Below are 22,838 nucleotides of genomic sequence, written 5' to 3'. Positions count from 1 at the left end.
TCTATGTTATTTAGCCTCTGGTTGCATGTGCAGGAACTTGGGTAGTCTGGCAGTATCTGTACTGGAAGACGTACTGCCCTGAACCGACCGTAAACGTAATTTCATGATCTTCGCTCCTTTGGAAAGTCTCCTGTTCACCTGCAATCCCCATTCTCCCAGCCAGCTCCTGTGGTATATAAACAGGCGGATTCTCAATCGACGGATATTGCGTTGCAATGGTCTGCTGTAATGCATCCGGCTCCATAACTCCCGGGATTGTAATCTCAGCCGTCGTATTATGCGGAACGCGAACCGTCATCTGCATTTCTTCATTCACGATTTCCCAATGGACTTCCAGTGCGCCATATGGCGTTTCCAGTTTCCCGTGGGCCGAAGTAAGATTAGCAGGTGGTTTAGGAGCTAACCGTGATTTTTTATAACCCGCTTCAAGCACATCGATTCCGGCAATATTTTGGTACATAAAGTCTCCGACTGAACCGTATGAATAGTGATTGAACGAGTTCATATCCGTACTCCAGAACGAGCCGTCCACTTTGATGCTGTCCCAATGCTCCCACATGGTCGTTGCCCCACGTTCAACCTGATACAGCCATGAAGGATAATCATTTTGAAATAAAATCTTATAAGCTACATCCGTATAGCCATTGTCGGACAAAACCAGGCATAGATAAGGTGTACCCACAAAGCCAGTATCCAGATGCATATCATTTTTTTCTATGAGCCGTACGAGCTCCTGAATCACTTGCCTTTTAAACTTTTCAGGCACCAATCCGAAGTGCAAAGCCACAACCTGCGCAGTCTGGGTATTGGAGGTCAATTGGCCGGCGTCATCGAAGTAGCGTTTTGCAAAAGCGGCTTTAATCCCCTCATGTAAGCTTCTATATGTGTTGTAATCGGTATAACGATTAAGCAGTTTGGCCGTCTGCGCCAAAATATGAGTCGAATACGCAAAGTAAGCAGTTGCCACCAGCGTTCCGTCGGTCGCCCCAAAATAACTTCCTTCCTCGCTGTCCAGCGCCAGCCAATCTCCAAGCTGCAAGCCGGTATCCCAAAGATATTCTTCGTTCCCCTGGGCGCGGATGTAATCCACCCATGCTTTCATACTGTCATACTGCTGAGCTAAAATTTGCTTATCCCCATAGCATTGATACATGGTCCATGGACATATAACCGCCGCGTCTCCCCATGCTGCCGTCGTTTTGTCCATATTGTCGGCAAAGGTTCCTTTGAGGACATCCGGCACGACAAAAGGCACTGCCCCATTTTCCAACTGGTTGTAAGCCAGATCCTTCAGCCACTTTCGGAAGAAAGAAGCTGCATTCATATTGAAGCTGGCCGTTCTGGCAAAAATCTGTGCATCACCGGTCCAGCCTAATCGCTCATCACGCTGCGGGCAATCGGTCGGCACATCCAGGAAGTTACCCTTTTGCCCCCACACAATATTGTGCTGGAGTTGATTGAGCTTCGGATCGGATGTCTCAAATAAGCCAACAGTCTCCATATCCGAATGCAGAACAACGCCCGTAAAGTCTTCAATTGTAGCGCTATCCGGAAAACCCTCAAGCTTCACATATTGAAAGCCTTGAAAAGTGAAATGTGGCCGAAATGTCTCTATCCCCTTCCCGCTGCAAATGTACGTAATCTGCTGTGCTGCATCACGAATGTTATCTCTGTAAAAGTTCCCTTGCTGATCCAGCACTTCACCATGAACCAGCTTCAAAACCGTGCCTTCGGGCGCTTCAACTTTAAATTCCAGCCAGCCTACCATATTTTGACCCAAGTTAAGCACCTGCTCACCTTTGGGGGTTCGAATGAGTTCAACAGGCTTCAACCGGTTCATCACACGGACAGGCTCATTCTCCTGAGCAACCAGATGACTCAACGGGAACGGGACGACCTTCATCATTTTCCGCTCGGTTAAAGAGCTATGTTCGGCTGCCCGCAGCTCAAGTCTGGCATCATAGATTTCACCGTTATAAATATCCGACATTAAAATGGCACAGTTCGTTTCCTCCCAGGAAGAATCAGAGCAAATGAGTTCAGAACGGCCATCTGCATAACTAATCTTCATTTGAAGTAGCAATGCATTCATGTCCCCGTAGGTGTCCTTGCGCTTCTGCCAGCCCAGATAACCGCTATACCAGCCTTCTCCGACCGTTGCTGTGATTTGGTTATTTTGTTCTTGAATGGCAGAAGTCACGTCATACGCTTGCACCTGGACACGATCGTTATAATCCGTCCATCCCGGGGTAAAGTAAGCATCGCCCACTCTTTGTCCATTTAACTCCAGTTCATACAGACCCAGGCTTGTAGCATAAATGACTGCTTTTTTTACTTTTCCCTCAACTGAAAAACACTTGGAAGTGGCGAAAGGAGCGCGTGTCTGAAACTCTTCATTTATGTTCCGCTCCTTCACCGTGATCCATTGTGCTTTCCAGTCCTGCTCATGGAGCAACCCCATCTCCCAAAAGCCGGACTCACTCCATTTCGATTCTTCTGCTTCTGTGTCACCCGCTCCTTGAGCCCACACTTTTACCCGATAATAATATCTTTGTCCTGATTCCAGTGGAGGGCCTTCATATGGAAACAGAATGGATTGATCCGAATAGGCAAAATGATTCCAGATCAGCGATTCAAAAGTGGGATTAACGGATACTTGCAATTGGAACCGTTTTTGTGAAACATACATTTTGTCAGATTCAATCTGCCAACTAAGTCGCGGCTTTTTACAACTAAGTCCAATCGGATTATTTAAATGCTCGCATCTAAGCGCTTTCACTTTTAGCATTCTTATGTCCTCCCTGAGTTCTTCTTTTGTATTTCTATACTTAAATTAAAACGCTTCCATCGATTATGCGTCAATGTTGTATCCATGCATGTTATATGCTTGATTTACAGGTGTTGAAATATATCAAATCTTAAAATGGGTCTATTAGAAAAATATGTACGTTTGCAGAGCAGCACTCCTTAAAAAAGCCTGAATCCGTTTGGGGCGGATTCAGGCTTTATTTTTACTATAAAGTATATTTATTCTTTTTCAGCTAGCTTATGCCTGTTCGGCTATCGCTTGTTCCGGTGCAGAAGTCGGGTACAAGTGGCAAGCCACCTGCCGACCCAGTGCCGCCTCGGCAAAGAGGGGCTGCACTTTGCTGCAAATGTCCATCGCTGCCGGACAACGGTTGTGAAACGCGCAGCCGCTTGGCGGATTTTCCGGGCTCGGCACATCGCCTTTGAGCACGATCCGGTCCCGTTCCGCTTCTGGATCGGCTACAGGTACCGCAGACATCAACGCTTTTGTATACGGATGCAGCGGCTCCTTGAACATTTCTTGGGTGGGTGCGAGCTCCACCAGCTTGCCCAGATACATGACACCAACACGGTCGCTAATAAATTTCACGACCGACAGGTCATGGGAAATGAACATATACGTCAGGTCGTATTGTTTTTGCAAGTCCTTCATCAGGTTAAGCACCTGCGCCTGAATGGACACATCGAGCGCAGAAACCGGCTCATCACAAACGATAAATTTGGGATGAAGCGCCAGTGCTCTTGCAATCCCGATCCGCTGGCGTTGACCCCCTGAAAACTCGTGCGGGTAACGATTGGCGTGATAAGGGGACAATCCAACCACTTCGAGCAGGTTTTCCACACGATCTTTGAGCTGTGTTTTGCTCAACTTTTCATGAGTGATGAGCGGTTCTTCCAGCACCTGCTGCACCGTCCATCTTGGATCGAGTGAAGCAAACGGGTCCTGAAACACCATTTGCATATCCGTTCTGAATTTGCGCAGCTGCTCGGTATTCAGCTTCCGTATATCCGTACCGTTAAATAGAATTTCTCCATCCGTCGGCTCGATCAGTCTGAGGATTGCCCGACCTGTTGTAGATTTGCCACAGCCGGATTCCCCCACAATGGCGAGAGTTTCGCCCTGCTGTACCGACAGCGTTATACCATCCACCGCTTTGACTGCTCCCACTTGTTTGGAAAAAAGTCCTTTTTTGATCGGATAGTGTTTTTTCAGATTACGTAATTCAAGCAGTGTGCTCATGATATCCCTCCTGCTGTAGCAAGCAACGGCATTTGTGCCCGGGTTCCACTTCCACAAGCTCCGGGGCCTCTGCAAGGCAAATTTCTTTGGCAAACTGACAGCGTGGTGCAAAACGGCAGCCTTTTGGCATATCGAGCGGGTTGGGAACCTGACCCGGAATGGAAGCCAGACGCTCCTGATCACTATTCAATTGCGGCAATGAGGCTAACAGACTTTGTGTATATGGATGCCTGGGTTCTTTAAAAAGCGTTTTGACATCCGTTTCTTCCACCACCTGCCCAGCGTACATAATAACCACCCGATCACACATTTCAGCTACAACGCCAAGGTCATGGGTAATCATCAGAATGGAGGTTCCTTCGGACTTTTGCAGGTCACGCATCAAATCAAGGATTTGCGCCTGAATGGTCACGTCGAGTGCCGTGGTCGGCTCATCCGCAATCAGCAACTTCGGATTGCAGACCATTGCCATTGCAATCATAACCCGCTGCCGCATCCCCCCTGAGAGCTCATGCGGATAAGAAACGGCTACTTTCTCTGGGCGTGGAATACCAACTTTCATCAGCATTTCCACGGCCATGGCCTTGGCTTTATGTTTACTTACACCGTGATGGTATCTGGCAGATTCGGCAATTTGTTTACCGATTTTGAACACGGGATTGAGCGAAGTCATAGGCTCCTGGAAAATCATAGCCATCTCATTACCTCGAATTGAACGCATTTTCCGCTCTGAGTAATCCAGTATGTTTTCGCCGTTAAACCGCACTTCACCAGCAGCTACTTTCCCAAGCCCTTTGGGGAGAAGCTGCATAATGGAAAGGGAAGTGATGCTTTTGCCACACCCGGATTCCCCAACAATCCCGAGTGTTTCCCCTTTGCCAACCGACAGATCGACGCCGTCCACTGCCCGGATGGTACCCGCCGCAGTCTTGAACTCTGTGCGGAGATTGGTTACTTCAAGCAATTGTGCCATGTCCTCTTCCCCCTCCTTGTCCATCATGAATCTTCACGTTTTTATCTAAAAGGACGAGCCTATTCAGACTTGCCCATCGTTTGCAGATGCTTCATGTCTCCGTACAGCTTGGTGATATGTTGAAATTCTTTTTCCGAATGAAAAGAGCATTGGCCGCGTCCATAGGCCTTGGCTGTTTCCACAGCCACTTTAGCAGCCAGCGAAATATCGCCTTCGTGGCTTGCACCCGTTGCACTGCCTGGTACGGGGGCGGCTGCGGTAATCGCTACACCCACAACCGGGGCCGAGGTTGCCACCGCTGGCTGTAAAATGCTGTTGATATGATACAGATCATTGCCGTAAGGTGTAATATCCTGCGTGGTCACAGCAAAAGTAACACACGGTTCGCCGGTTACGGTCTGCACAATATCCACAAGGTCTTCACTGATCCGCAACACGTAGCCCTCACGTACGGTAGGGGAAATAGCAATCCCTTTATGATTGATGACACGATTCCCTTTTGTAGTATCAATCGACAGAATAGCTTCCATCTCGGGAGTCACTTCATACTGGTTCATGGTCAAAATATCTACTGGCGAATCCATAAATGGAACCGGATCATGCGGCTGGGTAGGTGCATCCGGGCAAATGTGTGTACAGATAATCACGTCGCCGTCCAGCACATCACCTTTGGACTGCATAGACAAAAGCTTGGCTGCTGCTGAAATCGCTGCTGCCGCGCCATCACCATCAGATACAAATCCGATCATTTCCGGACGTGCTCCAAGTCCGCCAAGACGACCAATCACACCCAGGGTCGGGCAATCGCCACCGCGAATACGACCGTTTTTTCCGGCAATAACAACTTTGATAAAATCCGTAGAGCCTTTCTGACCCTCAACGGTTGTGACGCTGATGTCCGCTTGACCCAGTTGTTCCAAATAAGCTTTTACTTCCGCCCCGCTAGCGGACGGGCTGTCTAAAAGATCATATACCTCGTAAACTTGTTTCATCATACGTCTAGCTCCCCTTAAGCTTCTGTTTTTGTTGTGTCCAGATATTTAAGCGCCGTCAAGGCGTATACTTTCGCGGATTGAAGGATCTGCCATACTGGAGCTCTTTCGTTGAAGTTGTGGATGGTTCCCAGGTCGGCAGGTCCATATTGCAATACCGGAATATTATATTTGCGGAATGCACGTGCATCACTGGTTGCCCACTGCAACACGCCATAGGCTTCTTTACCGCTAACCTCAGCGATGGAATCCACAAGATCATGCACAATCGGTTCGGTTGGTGGGGTCCAGTTGGCATTACCGAAAAACCCGAACTGCTTGGGTTCAACGTGAATGTCTACACTAGCAAGTAATTCTTTCGCTCTAGCCAGTACATCCCGATGGTCTACACCAAAAGGAACACGAGAATCCACTTGTACCGTACAACGGTCAGCAACCACATTGACTTTGGTGCCTCCCTGGATCGTACCGATGTTCACTGTTACATGGTCAAAGGCTTGTCCATAAGCCGGGTTTTCCCGTTCGCTTACATAACGCTTGGATATTTCAATGATCTCTTTGACTTCTTCCGGAATGTCCGGTTTGATGTCCCACAGTTGTTGCAGGGCTTCAATCCCTCTGGCCGCTTTCAAAATAGCACTTTCACCTGCGATCGGTTGCAGACTGCCATGACCCGGCGTACCTTCAACGGTAAACTCAAACCAGCAGCTTCCCTTTTGACCGATTGTCGGGTTTTGCGGGCCTGAAGGCTCTGCGATCACAGCAGCCGTTCCTTCAATCAGCTTTCTTTCCAGCACCCAAGGTACTCCGAGATGGCCCCCGGTTTCTTCGTCTGGAACAACCAGCAGTGACAATGCACCTTCCAGCGGTACACCGAGTTTGGATAACAGCGCCATTGTAAATATTAATCCACCCAAGCCCGCCTTCATGTCCGAAGCGCCGCGACCCAGCAAATATCCGTCACGGATTTCGCCACAAAACGGATCAAAATCCCAGCGGGTACGATCCCCGGCTGGAACAACATCCGTATGTCCGCAGAAGATCAGTTTTTTCCCATCTGCCGATTCAGTTCCATAGTCGGAAATGAGATTCCACATGTTAGGCCCGGATTCATGCACGGTCGTTTCAATTCCCGCCTCTTTAAGGTAGTCGATAATGAACTGACTGATTTCACGAGAATCACCCGGAGGGTTTTCGGAAGGGAACTGAATTAACCGCGAACAAAGCTCCAGTAATTCGTCCTGTCGTTTATCAATTTCATCGAGGACTAACGTTTTCCAATCTGTCATATAAATTCAGCTCCTTAACATTTTTCGTTGATTCCACTCATATCAGGTGTAAAATGACAGCCTTCGGCTGTAAAACACCGAAGGCGTCAAGGTAAGTTTCAACACTTATTCTTTATTCAATGAATAGAAGCGGATCACTTCATCTGGGTAGTAAACGTATCCAGTGACGTCTTTGCCCATGCCAACAACCCGGTTATATTCATACAGGTATGCCCAAGGAGAATCTTGATTGATAAGTTCTTGTGCTTTGCCATACAGTTCTTTTCGTTTATTTCCATCCTGCTCTTTGCCTGCTTGCTCCCACAGCTTATCCACTTCCGGATTGGCGTAATGCATATAGTTCGAGGAACCGCCGCTGTACATCAGGAATCCAAGATGGTAACCCGGGTCATTGACGAAGGAAGTCCATTTGGAAATGTAGGCTGTCAGATTGCCTTCACGCTGTTGTTCAAGGAACTGTGCACGGGCAACGTTGATAACGTTCATTTTTACGCCAATTTTGGCAAGCTCAGCCTGAATCAATACAGCGTCATCCGCCCAATCCTGGAAGCCCGAGCCCAGGGTCAGGTCAAAGCTAAACCCATTAGGATAACCCGCTTCTGTAAGGAGTTGTTTCGCTTTAGTCAGGTCGTGCTTATAGCTGTAACCTGCATCACTATAGCCAGGTGTATTACTTGCCACAGAACTCTTCATTTGTTTGGCTTGACCGTACATTACGTCATCGATCAATTGCTCGTAAGGTACAGCATAAGAGATCGCTTGACGTACTTTTGGATCATTAAAAGGTTTGACTTTATTGTTCATGGCAAAATACAAAATCCGGTTACTTGCGTTGGATTGAACCTTAAGATCGGTGTTGCTTTCCAGCTTCGAGACGTCTTTTGCAGGAATTTCAATCGCCATGTCGACGTCGCCTTTATCCAGCAGCAATACACGGTTAGAAGCTTCTTTGGTAAACTTCATCGTAACTTTGCTTAATTTTGGTGCACCTTGCCAGTAGCTCGCATTGGCATTGAAGACAGCTTCTGATGCAGGGTCCCATTTTTCAAGTGTGAACGGCCCGGAACCTGCCGCATGTGTTTTCAGATAATCACCATCACCATTTTCTTTGACAACCTTGTCATCCACGATGGAGAAGTTGTACAAAGACAGGATTTGCAGGAACATATGGTTGGGTTGGGACAATGTAATGACAACCGTATGCTCATCCGGGGCTGTAGCCGTTTTGATGGAGCTCATGCCGTAAAGGAAGCTGCCGGAATCGGAATTTTTAAGCCGCTCCAGGGAATACAGCACAGAATTGGCTGTTAGCGGGTTGCCGCTTTGGAATTTAACATCATTACGCAGATGGAGCGTGTAGATCAGGTTATCAGCTGATACATCCCATTTTTCAGCCAGCATCGGTTTAATCGCTTCTGTATCTGCAACCTCACCATTATCTGTAGATTTCTTGCCGTAGGTCACAAGCTGATCATAGAGCGCAAGCACAAGCGTATCGGATGTAAGGTCACTTGCTTCAGCAGGGTCCATCGTTGACCCTCCCTCTGAGTAAGCAAGCGTAATCGCCTTTGATGGGGATGAGGCTTCTGTGCCTTTCTCTCCGGATGAAGCGGACGGGCTATTGGCATTGCTTGCGCAGCCTGCCGTCCAAAGCAGCGTAGACAAGACGATAATTACCGAAAGACTTTTTTTCAACATGCTTACGTTCTCCCCTTTGATGATCTATTTGTTTTATTTGCTGGAACGCAGTCTGGGATCAAGAACATCCCGCAAACCGTCTCCCAGCAAGTTGAAGCCCAAAATAGCTGTTGCAATGCCCAGGCCCGGGAAGGTTACAATCCACCACTCACCGGAAATGATATACGCTCGCCCTTCTGAAATCATCGCGCCCCACTCGGCAATCGGGGGTTTGACGCCAAGACCGAGGAAGCTGAGACTGGCTGATGTCAGGATGGCAAAGCCCATCCCCAGCGTTGCATTCACTAGCAGTGGAGCAAGTGCATTGGGTAGAATGTGGCGAAACAAGATGGTTCGGTTGGTTACACCAATGGCCCGGCTGGCCTCAACAAACTCTTTTTCCCGCAGAGAAATGGTTTGTCCGTGAATCAGTCTGGCGAATTCAGGAATACCTACAATGCCCACGGCAATTAGTGCACTCATCAGCCCTGGCCCCATTGCTGCGGCAATCGCCATAGCGAGTACCAGTGATGGAAAAGCAAGCAGGATATCCATACAGCGCATAATAATGCTGCCCATTCGACCGCCGTAGAAGCCAGCGATGGCTCCAAGGGGTACGCCGATGATGAATGAGATCGCCACGGCGATCATCCCTGTCCATATGCTGATTCTCGCTCCGTAAATAACACGGCTAAGAATGTCACGCCCGTAATTATCGGTCCCAAACCAATGCTCTGCACTTGGCGGTAACAGCTTGTTAGCCGGGTCGGTTACGTAAGGATCATGTGGCACGATCCAAGATGAAAGAATGGCAACGAGCGTCCAACCCACAATAAAGATGAATCCGATTAAAGCGAGTTTGTTGCCAAACAACAATCGCCAAAAGGTCTTTCTTTTCGGTATAGCGGCTGCGTTTGGCTGAGGTACAGCCGCTTTTGCCACCAAATCACTTGCAATGCTCATCCGAGTACCTCCCCCTACTTTTGTGCTTCGTGTCATTATTCGTACCGGATACGCGGATCAATCAATCCGTAGATCAAGTCAACGCCGAGGTTGATGAAGCTGTAAATTAGCGCACTCACTAAGGTAAAAGCTTGAATGGGTGCGTAATCAGCGGCCAAAATGGAATCCGTCACATAACTGCCGACTCCCGGCCAGGTAAAGATGGTTTCCGTAATAACCGCCCCGCCAATCAGATAGCCGACCTGTAAGCCGAGTACAGTAAGTGTGGGAATAAAGGCGTTAATCAGTGCGTGCTTGTAAATGACAACGCCCTCACGCAGACCCTTTGCTCTTGCTGTCCTGACAAAATCCTGACCAATGACCTCCAGCATGCTGGAGCGCATCATCCGCGCCACAATCGCCATGGTGCCTGTGCTTAGGCATAGAGCAGGCAGAACTAAATGGGATAGACTGCTTTTTAAAGCTACAAAATCACCTGTCATCAGACTATCCATTACATAAAGTCCCGTAATGTGTGTTGGCGGATTGATGTCACCGCCGATTCGACCCATTGGTGCAGGAGCAATCCCCCATTTGGCGTAGAAAATATAAATGAACAACAGTCCGATCCAGAAGATGGGCATACACGCCCCAATCAGGGAAAACACACGTGAAATGTGGTCAACAATCGACTCTTTGCGAGTGGCCGCCAGAATGCCGATCGGGATCGCAACCAGAATCGCAATAATCAAGCTTGCCAGTGCAAGCTCAATGGTGGCCGGAAAGCGGGTAGCAAAATCACTCGTCACCGATTGCCCGGTGTGGTAAGCCTGACCCAAATCACCCTGGAACAACCCGCCTATATAATGAAAGAATTGAATGTACTTCGGTTGATCCAGTCCCATGCTGCTGCGAATATTTTCAATCGTCTCAGGTGTAGCCTGTTCCCCCGCAAGCATCACGGCAGGGTCACCCGGAAGCACTCTCGAAATAATGAATGTAATGACGACAATGCCAAGCAGTGCCGGAATCATCTGTATTAATCTGCGTAGTGTGTAAACGGCCACAGCCTGCCCCCCTTTGTTCTTATTCCCTTGTTTTCTTTTTTGTCATCTTTTTTATCATCACTTGTTATTTTGATTAATTGTACTAAGGAGGCGCGATCCTCGCCACGTCCTGAGTGACTAAAAAAATAGGCGAATTTTGTCGTCAACGCACTAAAATAACTTTACATGTTATATAAATGTTCGTTTTTAGTGGAAGTAATATAAAAAACTAACATTATTATGATGCAGCAACACCGCGTTACCATGTCAATTTATTACGACACAGAAAAAAATCCTTCATCCAACAGGACAAAGGATCTTTGGGGGGGAAGCAAGTCTTCACTTACCTCCTCGCTTGAATATAGGATATACTTTCGTACCGCTGGGTTATCAGGATGCGTACGAACCGGATATGGAGGAAATGATCTTTATCTATGCGGATGACATTGACTTGCTGTTGCCTGCCCGCTGTAACGGTAAACCATTGTCGGAATCTCTCTTTTTTTAGCCATCTCTTCAACTTCCTTCTGATTTTCTTGAACTTTCTTAAAGCTATTAAAATAGATAGCCAGACTATACAGTTTATGAATTAGCAAATTAAGAACTTCCAACTATTCTTCACTTCAAGCGATAAACGAAACAGGCTTCCCGCTCGTTTGCTTACGGGAAGCCTAATTCATTAATCACACGATCTGTTTATTTATCCACCTTCTGAGCCACAGGCTCTTGATCACCTTTACCTCTTCTTATCCCCAATACAACGACAGCCATTATAGCTACCAGCACCGCTATAAGAGCAAAGGGAGTATAGACCCGGTTGAAGAGGGTTAATCCGAGCTGGCTTTTGCTTTACACTCCTATCAATCTGTCAAACTTTTTTACACTCCCACGAATCAGTCTATTATTATTCAAGTAACAATGCTTTATACTGGTTATGTGAATAGCGGGCAAGATAAATTAGTAGATTTTGCTGGAACAACTCGATATCTTTTCATGAAGGAGAGCACCATGATGAATCCAAAAAAAATTAAAAATGTAACTGTCAATGCGTCATTCAACAGCGAGAATGAAGTTGCTAAAAAGAATATGGATGTAATTATAGACTTTTTTTCTCTATACCTAGGGGACACAGACAAATTTTATTCTCTGTGGGTTGAAGATAATCCGATTGTAATTACCCCATTTACAACTGATGATGTGGCGGTTTTGCACGATGCTGTTCAAGAAGGATGGGAAGCTGTAAAAGGTTTCTTTAATCCCATTTTCAATGATATGAAGGGGACTTTCGAATGGACCATTGACGAGTTCATGGTAGGTGAAAACCCTGACACGATTGTTACGAAAACACGCAGCCATATTGATATCACAGCCAATGGAGCATGGGGAGAAAACAAAAAAATAAAATACAACGGAATATATGTTCAGATCTTTAAATTTGAAAATAATAAAATAAAGTCCTTCGAAGAATACTATGATACTGCGCTGCTAAATAAACAATACTCATAAAAAAGACACTATTAGCACAGATAATAACTCTAAACTTGTAATCAAGTTTAGAGTTATTATTCATTTGCCCTGGTTCGATTTATTTATTCTGCTTCGGCATCATCAGTCATTTTTTCCACTAAACTCCGCAAGCCGTGGTTGGTGGTATTTAGTTGATCAATCACATTCATAAATTCCGTTACAAGTTTGGCTTGCTCTTGCGAGGAAACCGCAATCTGCGTGATCTCCTGCTCCATATTATAAACCGATTGTCTGACGGCTTGCAGGGACTGTTCAATCCGTCCGGTTGCTTCTTTTGTACCCGTGGACATCTTGCGAATTTCTGTAGCTACGACTCCAAAACCCGCTCCAGCTTCACCCACCCGGGCAGCTTCAATTGCTGCATTTAAGCCAAGCAAGTTGGTCTGCTCTGAAATTTCCTTAATGTAGCTGGCCACCTCCGTAACGTTACCGGAGTCTTCAACTGCCTGTTTGGTATTGCCTAAAATTTCTTCGGCTGTCGCACTAAGTTCCTCCGAATGGGCCGCCACATGCTGAATCCCTTCAACTAGCTTGCTTGTAACCTCCTCAGCTTGAGTCATCAACTTCTTCAATCGATCTTGATTATCCATACTATAAGTAATACACATTACAGCCGCAATCTCATTCTGTTCATTCTTAATAGGATGAAAGTATGAATCAGCAGCGATTCCAAAAACTTCAGCAGCATAACGCTCTCTGGTCTTTTCACCGCCTACTAGCATTTTGAAGTCTCTGTGTACATCAGGAAGAGGATCGCCTGCTTTGAAGTCATACACTAAGCTTTTACCCGACTGAAAGAACAGAAATTTTTCCCTGTCCATTACGGAAATTGAAACATCTTGTCGTGTAGCTTCTTTGATAAATGGCATGGCGGTCAAAACAGCTTCTACTTGATTCATAATATGTATCCACTTCCTTATATTTTGATATAAGTCCTATCCTCTATTTCGACATTTTCATCCCATGTGTTTAGCGAATTTAAAAATACTATGGATGATGTTGAGTCCCTACCTATAAACATTCTCCGTAGTTTCCTGAAGGGAATCCATTTTTACGGTCGGGATACATATCCATTTAAGGTATTGCTTTCGTTTCATAATGTAAATTCAAGCAGCGCGTACCGATTAAAATTGGCACGCGCTGATGGTATGACTTTTATGAAACAGGCACTAAGATTTAATCCAACTGCTCTCCATTGGTTTCGATCACATTCTTATACCAATAAAAGCTCTTCTTTCTGGATCTGGCAAGTGTCCCTTTGCCTTCATTATCCTTATCGACGTATATAAACCCATAACGCTTTTTCATTTCACCGGTTCCCGCACTTACCAGATCAATACACCCCCAAGGCGTATACCCTATTAAGTCTACTCCATCAGCAATCGCTTCTTTCATTTGCTCAATGTGTTGCTTTAGATAATCAATTCGATAATCATCGTGAATGGAGCCGTCTTCTTCCACTGTATCTACGGCGCCAAGGCCATTTTCAACAACCATTAACGGGATTTCATATCGGTTATAAATGTTATTGAGGGACCATCTCAATCCCTGTGGATCGATCTGCCAATCCCAGGCACTTGCTTTCAAATGAGGATTCTTTAAGCCCATAGATAAATTTCCTCCCACCTTCTCCTGGTTGGGATCGGCACTGACACAAGTAGAGGAATAATAGCTGAAGGTATAGAAATCTACGCAGCCTTCTTTTAAGATGTCCTCATCGTCTTCTTGCATTTCGATCTGAATGTTATGATCTCTAAAATAGCGTTTGGCGAATCCCGGATAAGCTCCTCTTACTTGAACATCTGAGCATAGGAAATTACTTAAGTTATCCTTTTGTTGAGCTAGCAGAATATCATCAGGATGGCATGTAAGTGGGTAGGAACACATATAAGCGATCATACAACCGATTTTAAAGTCCTTGTTGATTTCATGACCCAGCTTTACAGCCTTTGCACTGGCAATAAATTGATGATGCAACGCTTGATACAGACTCTGCTCATCCTTCACTGTAGCATGGGCAAGCTCTCCATTCCCCTCCGGCATCATAGCTCCAGCCATGAATGCTCCAAAGGACAAGGTTAAAATATTGATTTCATTAAAGGTTAACCAGTATTTCACGACATCTTTGTATCTGTTAAAAAGCACTTCACAATATCTCACATAAAAATCTACCACTCTGCGGTCAGACCAGCCATTATATTTTTGAGTTAGATTAAACGGCGCTTCGTAATGTGAGATCGTAACCAAAGGCTCGATATTATACTTTTTCAATTCTGCAAATACACGATCATAGAACTGTAAGCCTTGCTCATTTGGCTCTGCATCATCTCCGTTAGGAAATATTCTTGACCAGGCAATGGACATTCTAAAGACCTTGAAACCCATTTCTGCAAATAATCGGATATCCTCTTTATAGTGATGGAAGAAATCAACAGCCTCGTGACTTGGATAGTTCATTCCTGCTTCCAATACAGGTGTAATTCTTCGGGAAGTCGTATGTGTCCCAGCTGTAATTACATCGGCGGTGCTCAATCCCTTACCGTCTTCGTTATATCCACCTTCAAATTGGTTAGCAGCCGTAGCCCCTCCCCATAAAAATCCTTGCGGAAACTCCAAATTAGTTGTGTTTTTCATTGTTTAATTCCTCCTCAACATTTTATCTGCTTAGGCTCCCTCCAATGGCTTCGTACAAAAACCGCGTCGGAAGCCTAAGCTCATTATCAGAATGCCAATTTCCCATTTATCGGAATTAGACGACAACCGTCAATAAATCCTCTTGATACTCAATCGACTTCTTCTCTGTTTCAATTACATCCAGGTAATTCGCAGTATTGGCAACGATTACAGGTGTGGTCAGAACATAGCCAGCCTCTTTGATCGCTTCCATATCAAACTCCATGAGCAGCTGACCTTTTTTAACAGCATCCCCCTGTTTTACTTTAGGATAAAAATGTTTGCCTTTTAATTTGACCGTATCTTTACCTACATGGATAAGGACTTCAACACCGTGATCACTGGTAATTCCGATCGCATGACCTGACGAAAATAATGATGTTAATACGCCGTCTACAGGTGAAACGACCTTGCCTTCGGAAGGCTCAATGGCAATCCCTTTACCCAGAGCACCTGTCGAAAAGGCTTCGTCTGTTACTTCAGATAAAGGCTTCACTTCGCCTTTTAATGGACTCATCACAGTCTCTTGTTTGACTAAAATTTCTCCTTTAGCTCCTCCTGTTGTGCTGTCTTCCTTATTCGCTTCTTTCACTTCATCATCTTTAAATCCGCTAAAGAACATAAGCAAGAATCCTAATACAAAGCTTACCAAGATTCCAATAATAGCTCCATAAAATCCGCTGTCCATACCTGCCGGACTGATATAGCTCGGGATGGCGAAAATACCCAGTCCACCAATGATATAACCTTTAGTGCCCATCATTCCTATAATACCGCCACCTACTGCAGCCGCTATACAACTTAAAATAAATGGCTTCTTACGTGGCAATGTAATCCCGTAAATCGCTGGTTCTGTAACACCAAAAATCCCGGAGATGACAGCTGGAATGGAAAGTGATCTCAGTTTTGCATTTTTGGTTTTAAATAAAATCGCAAGTACGACACCCGTCTGAGCAAAGGAAGCTCCCAGCGTAGCCGCAAGAATCGGATCGAATTTAAGCACTGCCAAGTTGTTCATAGCGATAGGAACAAGTCCCCAGTGTAATCCAAAGATAACAAACACTTGCCAGAAAGCACCCATGATTATGCCTTCAATAATCGGACTCAAGTTATACACAAAGAGGGTTGCTGCGCCAAGCAGTTGACCTGCCCATGTCGAGAGAGGTCCAATCACAATCAATGCTAAGGGTACAATAACTAACAAGGTGAAAAACGGAACCAAAAATGTTCTCACGACGCTAGGGATTACCTTCTTAAAGAAGTTTTCTATTTTTGAGCCTACATAGGTGGATATGATAATCGGAAGAACGGTTGACGCATAGCTCATCAGAATGACCGGAATACCCAAGAAGGTGATATATACCGGTGACTCAAATATAGTACCGCTAAATAGAGTGTACAGTGGTTTGCCCGAGGCTGTTATCGTGCTAAATGTTGGGTACACAAGCGATGCACCTATAGCCATACCTATAAAAATGTTGGCATTGAACTTTTTAGCTGACGTATACCCCAGGAAAATAGGAAAGAAGTAAAACAAACAATCACCTAAAGCATTGAGAATTTGATAGGTACCCGATGTAGTGGTCAGCCAGCCCAAAGCTACAAATAAGGCAGTGAAGCCCTTAATCATACCTGTGGCACTCAGGACACCGAGTGTTGGTGTAAATACACCTGAAATAGTATCAATGAATCTATTAAACAAACTCACTTTTTCATCTGATGCTTCTTCTGAAGACGCTTCCTGGAAACCGCCTACAGCAGTAACTTCAGCGTAAACCTCCGGTACATGGTTACCTATAACAACCTGGTATTGTCCACCACTTTTTACTACTGTAACAACACCATCCATGTTTTTCAAAACCTCTGTATTGGCCTTGCTTTCATCTTTTAGTTTGAAACGCAAACGTGTTACACAATGAGTTAGACTATTCACATTTTCTTTGCCGCCGACATTTTTGATAATGTCTTTTGCTAATGTCTCATACTTCATTGTAACTTCCCCTTTATTTGTATTTGGCATTTTGCATCCATCTCGAGAGCGTTTCAGCAATATTATAGACTGCCTATATATTGTGCCTTCGAGGGAATTGAACTATTCAAAATAATGGTATTTATAAAAAAGGCGAAACCAAATAGATCAAATTCGATCTAGGTTGGTTTCGCCTGCTTTACCAGTAACAATCCAAGAATTATTTAATTTTGCCTTTGGGTCAAACGCTGAATATGAATCGTTATATACAGCTTTTCCTCATCTGACAATAACGTGTTCAAGTATTTTTCGATCTTCAGCATACAGCCGTAAGCCTTTTTATACTTGGCTTTCACTTGCCTCCACAAAAAATCGTCTTCCAGTTCTGTTTTTTCTTTTTTATTTAATCGCTGAAAGAAGAATCTTAAATGTGTAATAAATCGCTCATAACTGATTGAGTGTTCATCTATGGTGTTATTATAAGAGTATTTAATAATATTTAAGATATCCTGTATTTTTTGAGTTTGCTGAGCAACATCGGCTACCTTATTGTAGGAGCTGTTTACTTGAGCATTTATTAAATGAAGGGCTATATTACCTGCTTCATCTTCTGACAAGCGTTTGCCTGTTTCGTCTTCAATGAACTCCAGTGCTTTTAATCCAACCCCAAATTCTTTGGGATAAAATTTTTTAATCTCCCAAATTAATGGATTTGTATTTTTAAACCCTTCATCAAACATTTTAAATGCATTGTTCATGTGATCCGTAAGTGAAACATATATATAATCGCTCAATTGTGCTTCTAATATGCTTTTTCCATATTCAATGATGTCATAGCATAACGAAACATATTCTGATGGAACATCCTCTAACAATAACTTGAATTTTTCTGAAGCATCTTTATGTTTAAGCACAAAGACCTTTTCAATTAGATGCTCTTCTACTTGTTCGCCCGCACTCTTTTTGAATGCAATACCACGACCCATAACAACAAATTCATCTCTTTTTTGATCTTTGGCTATTATGGCGTTGTTATTAAATATCTTCGTTATGATCATCTAACTGCCCCCCTTATCCCATCAAATTTAAAAAAGGATTTAGATGCTGGGCGAAATTTCAGATAGGTCACAAGACGGTAATAGCCGATCAAACCTTCGTCGTAAATCAAATTCAAATGTATTGATTTACAATTTCGTGTTATGAAAACGCATTCATATTAAGAGACAAAAGCCTTACGTTTTCCCTGAATGATCTTGAGTGCTCTCAAACCGATCTGATATTCCGTTTTGCAAATGGATATAGTCGGTTAACCACGTCCTATGACATCATTTTTCGGATGTCGATTCGTTGGTTGACGTCATCATCTTTGTTGTTCAGCACTTGTAAGGCTTTATATCACTCACCTTTCTGTGTTATGGCTGGGCCAGATATTCATATCGTGCAGGATATCACAAATCTTGTATTTCTAAAAGAAAAGGCAAAACCCAACACATGGAAATATTAATTCCATGCCTCGGGTTTTGCCTTTTCAGTAACAATCCCAACATCATAATAACATCGAATTTAAGTTTTGCCAACAAAAATGTTTGCGCTTTCTTTTTTAGGACGATCACATCAAATACAGCACACTTTCATGGTATAAAATGTCAGCCGCCAATGTAGGACATGCTAATCTTTTTTTTGTTGTTGGCTGTCTGCTCCGTACGTTCATCGGAATACCGGTCTGTGCGTTGCTCCCATACTGAAGTAATTACATCGAGTAATTCCTGGTCATTCGCTCCATTACGAAGCATCTGACGTAGATCGAATCCGCCTGAAGCAAACAAACATGTATAAAACTTGCCATCGCACGATAAGCGGGCACGTGTGCAAGACGAACAAAACGATTCAGAAACCGAAGTAATAAAACCAATCTGTGCGTCGCTGTCTTTATAACGGTAACGCTTTGCCACTTCTCCAAAGTAATCCCGATCCACCGGCTCCAGCTCGTACGCATTCTTAAGTCGTTCAACGATTTCTTTTTTGGTCAGTACCTTTTTGAAGCTCCATCCGTTGTCATTACCTACATCCATAAACTCGATAAAGCGAAGGGTTATCCCCTGCTCCTTAAAATAAGCGGCCATCGGCAAAATCTCCGAGTCATTAACGCCTTTTTGAACTACCATATTGACCTTGATTTCAAAGCCGATTTCTCTTGCATATTCGATCTGCTTCAAAATAACATCAGGCTTAATCCCCCGCCCATTCAATCGCCCAAATAGCTCGGGGTCCAGAGCGTCCAGACTGACATTAAGCCGTCGTAGCCCCGCGTCATAGAGGGGCTTAGCCTGCTGTCCTAGCAGTACACCGTTGGTGGTCAAGCCGACATCTTCCACTCCGTCAATGGACAGGATTTGGGAGACCAGGTCAGGTAGATTCCTGCGCATTAATGGTTCGCCGCCCGTGAGTCGGATCTTTTTTACACCCAGGGATACAAAGAGCTTCGTCAGCCGGTGAATCTCTTCAAACGACAGACATTCATTTTGGGGAAGAAAGGCGTAATCGTCACCGAAAATTTCTTTGGGCATGCAATAGGAACAGCGAAAATTGCAGCGGTCCGTAACCGATATACGCAGGTCACGAATTGGCCGCTGCAACTTGTCTTTCAGTGGATGAAAATTCATACGCCCCCTCCTTTCTAGTTGTTTAGCATCGTTATCATTAGCCGCCGCTGACTGGGGGAATGAAGGCTGCAATGTCTCCATCCTGTAATACATCCGTAGACAACGCATACTCCTCGTTTATCGCAATTCGCACAGACTTGATCGGCATATCTGGATATTGATCTGTTATCCAATTGGATAAATCGCCTACCGTTTGGCCCGCCAAATCTGCCAATTCTTCTGTTTTCCCCGTCACCTCACGGAGTCCCGCAAAGTAGTACAGCTTAATCATGACTGATCTCCCCCGGCTTTTTCTTTTGATCTCCGACCCACTGCGTTCCATCTTCCCAAATCTCTCGTTTCCAAATAGGAACTATTTCTTTGATTCGTTCGATCGCGTATTCATTCGCCTCATAGGCATCCGAACGGTGAGGTGAAGAAACGGCAATGACAACGGCGATATCACCGATTTGAAGCTCGCCAATGCGGTGCGCGATTGCCACTCGTGTCCCTTCCCATTTCTGTTCGATTTCGCGACCAATCTCTGTGAGTTTTTTTTGGGCCATAGGGACATAGGCCTCATAAGCAAGGTATAAGGTCCGTACGCCTTGAGTCCATTCTCGTACGTGCCCTGTAAAAACAGTCACCGCTCCTGCTTCCGGCCTTAGGACATAATCCGCATAAGCCTGCGGGATAATGGGCTCCGTCACGATTTCAAATACACTCATCTTATCCACCTTCCAGCCACCGGACAAGCCACTCTCCGGTGACAGACTCTTATAAATATTTCTGCTTTTTGTATCTACATCTCATTTAACCGAACAGCTGATGATATAGTTTTTGACCGTTGGCAACACTTCGTACACCGTGTATGAGAAGTCTTCCGTTTTTGAATAAAATCATTCGATGCTTAAAAGCATAAAATTCAACGAAATAAGGAGTTCTTTTTACGCTATCTGCTATAAGCCTGCCCATTTTCTCTGCATCATCGAGCGTGATCGGACGATGGGGGTCTGGAAGAACCTGTACCACATCCCGTCCGCACAGAGCCGCATACGCCGAGCGACGTGATGCCGTCAGTGCAGGAAACGTAGGATATTCTCCACAGGTTGGACAATCTTGGTTACGGATGCGGGAAATCCCTATGTCCATCTGCGTGTTTTCCCACAGATCAAATAGATGAACCTTGCGGCGCATCTTATCATGTCTGCCGCTCAGCCACTTCATGGCTTCTGCACATTGGAGGGCGGCTGTCACCTGGACTGCAGGCGAGATGATTCCAGCCGTATCGCAGGTCTGATTGATCGCAGGCAGCGATGGCAGAAGGCAGCGTAAACAAGCTGACTCGCCCGGCACAAATGGAAAAACAACGCCTGTGCTTCCAACACAGGCTCCATAAATCCATGGAATTCCTGTCTTCAGTGCAGCATCGTTGATAAGTAGACGAGTTTCGAAATTGTCCGTAGCATCCATCAGCAATATACTTTTGCTGGCAAGTTCTTGAACAAGCTCGGCATCCAAATTATCGAGATATGTGTACAACCGCACGTCTTCTCGTATGGCTTTCAGCCTTTTTTCGGCTGCCATGACCTTAGGCTGCATTTCCGCGGCGTCCTGCTCCGTAAACAGCTGCTGACGTTGCAGATTCGACATCTCTACATAATCCCTGTCGACAAGATGAAGCTCCCCAACGCCCGCTCTTACCAGTGTTTCGGCAATGGCGGAACCCAGTGCCCCGCAACCAATAATGGTGACGACAGCAGCGGATAGATTACGCTGCCCTTCGCCACCAATAGGTCTAAATAAGATTTGTCTGGAATAACGCTCATTCATTAGATTGTGTCCCTTGATAATACAGCCATATGACGAGGATCAGGCTAGCCAGCGCCACTTGGGAGAGTAGCATGAATCCAATGGAATAATGGCCAGTAGCGGCATGAATCGTCGACAACAAGATCGGAGGGAAAAAGCCACCGAGACCGCCCATCATGGATACAATTCCGTTAACTATACCTGCTTGTTTATTAAAATAAAATGGAACTAGCTTGAAAATGACGCCGTTCCCCACTCCAGCACATACAGCGATCGCCAAGCAGCCTACTGCATAAAGGGTGATCCCTGGTGAAAAAGCCAAAAGAATCGCAGCGACCGTATAAACAGAGAACGTGCCTACCAGCAGGAACAGAGGCTGAAACCGATCCGCCAGCCAGCCACCGATGGGGCGGAAGAAAGTGGCAATCGCAATGAAGCCTGCTGTACGCATCCCTGCATCCACTTTGGTCAGCTCAAAATTTGATACCAGGAAATTCGGTAAGTACACCGTAAACGCTACAAATGAGCCAAATGTAATAAAATAAAAGAGCGAGAAAAACCAAAGCTTCTCATTTTTGTAAACTCCTTTAATCTGTTCCATAATGGGCGTCTTTACTTTAGCTTCATGACGGTCCCCTAAGAAGAAATTCAAAACGATAAAAACAAGCAGCAGAATGAGATACAGCTTCACTGTAGGGGCCCAGCCAATTTGGGTAGCCACAATAGGGGCTGAGAAGGTAGTGACGGCTGTTCCCAAATTTCCTATGCCATACATTCCATTTACAAACCCATGCTTTTCCTTTGGATAATACTTCGGTAGCGAAGTCACACCAACCGAGAACACAGCTCCTCCAATCCCAAGGAACAAGCCACCGATAATTAAATCCATCATCGTAGAAGCTTCACTGATATAGTAGACGGGAAACAAAAGCAAAATAAAGCTAATGAGAAAAACGATTCTTGCTCCGAAGATGTTGGCATAATAGCCAAGCGGAATGCGCAGAATTGATCCAAGCACGACCGGAATGGCCGTGACCATGGCCAATTTTCCGGGTGGAATAGCAATATCCTCCGTAATGAACGGCATAAGCGAAGAAATGATAACCCATACCATGAATCCAAGAATCAAGTTCAATGTTTGTAACGGCAACTGCATTTTTCTAATCATTTAACTCACCTTTTCAACGTTTTTTCTGTCGAATTATTGTTTTGAATTTTCTGTCCCCATTGTAGCCGCTAGCCGATCTG

General features: G+C 45.1%; 18 protein-coding genes. 1 reads left to right on the top strand and 17 read right to left on the bottom strand.

What is annotated here, in order from left to right; all coding sequences use genetic code 11:
- Positions 1–10 precede the first annotated feature (10 nt).
- From ACQ4MX_RS23515 to ACQ4MX_RS23480, 8 genes are all read right to left on the bottom strand, one after another.
- Complete coding sequence (locus tag ACQ4MX_RS23515; protein WP_431087625.1) at positions 11–2,788, bottom strand: family 78 glycoside hydrolase catalytic domain; 2,778 nt, start codon at positions 2,786–2,788, stop codon at positions 11–13.
- Positions 2,789–3,046: 258 nt separating this feature from the next.
- On the bottom strand, positions 3,047–4,048 hold the full coding sequence (locus ACQ4MX_RS23510) for an ABC transporter ATP-binding protein (RefSeq protein ID WP_431087624.1): 1,002 nt from the start codon (positions 4,046–4,048) through the stop codon (positions 3,047–3,049).
- The gene (locus ACQ4MX_RS23505) at positions 4,032–5,021 is read right to left on the bottom strand and encodes an ABC transporter ATP-binding protein (RefSeq protein WP_431087622.1); all 990 of its coding nucleotides are present in this window, start codon (positions 5,019–5,021) and stop codon (positions 4,032–4,034) included. The genes ACQ4MX_RS23510 and ACQ4MX_RS23505 overlap by 17 nt, the downstream gene beginning before the upstream one ends.
- A gap of 59 nt (positions 5,022–5,080) precedes the next feature.
- On the bottom strand, positions 5,081–6,016 hold the full coding sequence (locus ACQ4MX_RS23500; RefSeq protein WP_431087621.1) for a DUF1177 domain-containing protein: 936 nt from the start codon (positions 6,014–6,016) through the stop codon (positions 5,081–5,083).
- Positions 6,017–6,030: 14 nt separating this feature from the next.
- Positions 6,031–7,302: a M20 family metallopeptidase gene (locus tag ACQ4MX_RS23495; protein WP_431087620.1), complete on the bottom strand. Its 1,272-nt coding sequence runs from the start codon at positions 7,300–7,302 to the stop codon at positions 6,031–6,033.
- Between the two features lie 105 nt (positions 7,303–7,407).
- Complete coding sequence (locus tag ACQ4MX_RS23490) at positions 7,408–9,000, bottom strand: ABC transporter substrate-binding protein (protein ID WP_431087618.1); 1,593 nt, start codon at positions 8,998–9,000, stop codon at positions 7,408–7,410.
- A gap of 33 nt (positions 9,001–9,033) precedes the next feature.
- Positions 9,034–9,942 carry an ABC transporter permease gene (locus ACQ4MX_RS23485; RefSeq protein ID WP_431087617.1) on the bottom strand — a complete coding sequence of 303 codons (909 nt, stop codon included), beginning with the start codon at positions 9,940–9,942 and terminating at the stop codon, positions 9,034–9,036.
- Between the two features lie 35 nt (positions 9,943–9,977).
- On the bottom strand, positions 9,978–10,988 hold the full coding sequence (locus ACQ4MX_RS23480) for an ABC transporter permease (protein WP_431087616.1): 1,011 nt from the start codon (positions 10,986–10,988) through the stop codon (positions 9,978–9,980).
- Positions 10,989–11,975: 987 nt separating this feature from the next.
- Between ACQ4MX_RS23480 and ACQ4MX_RS23475 the strand changes: the two genes are divergently transcribed.
- Positions 11,976–12,473: a nuclear transport factor 2 family protein gene (locus ACQ4MX_RS23475; RefSeq protein ID WP_431087615.1), complete on the top strand. Its 498-nt coding sequence runs from the start codon at positions 11,976–11,978 to the stop codon at positions 12,471–12,473.
- 83 nt (positions 12,474–12,556) lie between these two features.
- On the opposite strand, the gene ACQ4MX_RS23470 is transcribed toward ACQ4MX_RS23475, so the two are convergent.
- The 9 genes from ACQ4MX_RS23470 to ACQ4MX_RS23430 form a co-directional block, all read right to left on the bottom strand.
- Entirely contained in the window at positions 12,557–13,393 is an 837-nt protein-coding gene (locus tag ACQ4MX_RS23470; protein WP_431087613.1) for a methyl-accepting chemotaxis protein, read from the bottom strand.
- Positions 13,394–13,670: 277 nt separating this feature from the next.
- Complete coding sequence (locus tag ACQ4MX_RS23465; protein WP_431087612.1) at positions 13,671–15,128, bottom strand: glycoside hydrolase family 1 protein; 1,458 nt, start codon at positions 15,126–15,128, stop codon at positions 13,671–13,673.
- Positions 15,129–15,243: 115 nt separating this feature from the next.
- The gene (locus ACQ4MX_RS23460; RefSeq protein WP_431087610.1) at positions 15,244–17,157 is read right to left on the bottom strand and encodes a beta-glucoside-specific PTS transporter subunit IIABC; all 1,914 of its coding nucleotides are present in this window, start codon (positions 17,155–17,157) and stop codon (positions 15,244–15,246) included.
- A gap of 203 nt (positions 17,158–17,360) precedes the next feature.
- Positions 17,361–18,194 carry a BglG family transcription antiterminator LicT gene (licT, locus tag ACQ4MX_RS23455; protein WP_431087609.1) on the bottom strand — a complete coding sequence of 278 codons (834 nt, stop codon included), beginning with the start codon at positions 18,192–18,194 and terminating at the stop codon, positions 17,361–17,363.
- A 588-nt stretch (positions 18,195–18,782) separates the two neighbouring features.
- On the bottom strand, positions 18,783–19,799 hold the full coding sequence (gene moaA, locus ACQ4MX_RS23450) for a GTP 3',8-cyclase MoaA (RefSeq protein WP_431087608.1): 1,017 nt from the start codon (positions 19,797–19,799) through the stop codon (positions 18,783–18,785).
- Between the two features lie 37 nt (positions 19,800–19,836).
- On the bottom strand, positions 19,837–20,070 hold the full coding sequence (locus ACQ4MX_RS23445) for a MoaD/ThiS family protein (protein WP_283652727.1): 234 nt from the start codon (positions 20,068–20,070) through the stop codon (positions 19,837–19,839).
- A complete protein-coding gene (locus tag ACQ4MX_RS23440; protein ID WP_149093834.1) occupies positions 20,063–20,506 on the bottom strand; it encodes a molybdenum cofactor biosynthesis protein MoaE in 444 nt (147 codons plus the stop codon). Before ACQ4MX_RS23440 ends, ACQ4MX_RS23445 begins: the two co-directional genes overlap by 8 nt.
- 85 nt (positions 20,507–20,591) lie before the next feature.
- The gene (locus ACQ4MX_RS23435) at positions 20,592–21,611 is read right to left on the bottom strand and encodes a ThiF family adenylyltransferase (protein WP_431087606.1); all 1,020 of its coding nucleotides are present in this window, start codon (positions 21,609–21,611) and stop codon (positions 20,592–20,594) included.
- On the bottom strand, positions 21,604–22,758 hold the full coding sequence (locus ACQ4MX_RS23430; protein ID WP_431087605.1) for a nitrate/nitrite transporter: 1,155 nt from the start codon (positions 22,756–22,758) through the stop codon (positions 21,604–21,606). Before ACQ4MX_RS23430 ends, ACQ4MX_RS23435 begins: the two co-directional genes overlap by 8 nt.
- Between the last annotated feature and the right edge of the window lie 80 nt (positions 22,759–22,838).

The sequence above is a fragment of the Paenibacillus sp. 8b26 genome (genome assembly GCF_050626875.1).
Classification (GTDB): Bacteria; Bacillota; Bacilli; order Paenibacillales; family Paenibacillaceae; genus Paenibacillus.
The sequence above is the reverse complement of the archived record's forward strand: the minus strand, read 5'-3'. Positions and strand labels throughout refer to the sequence as shown.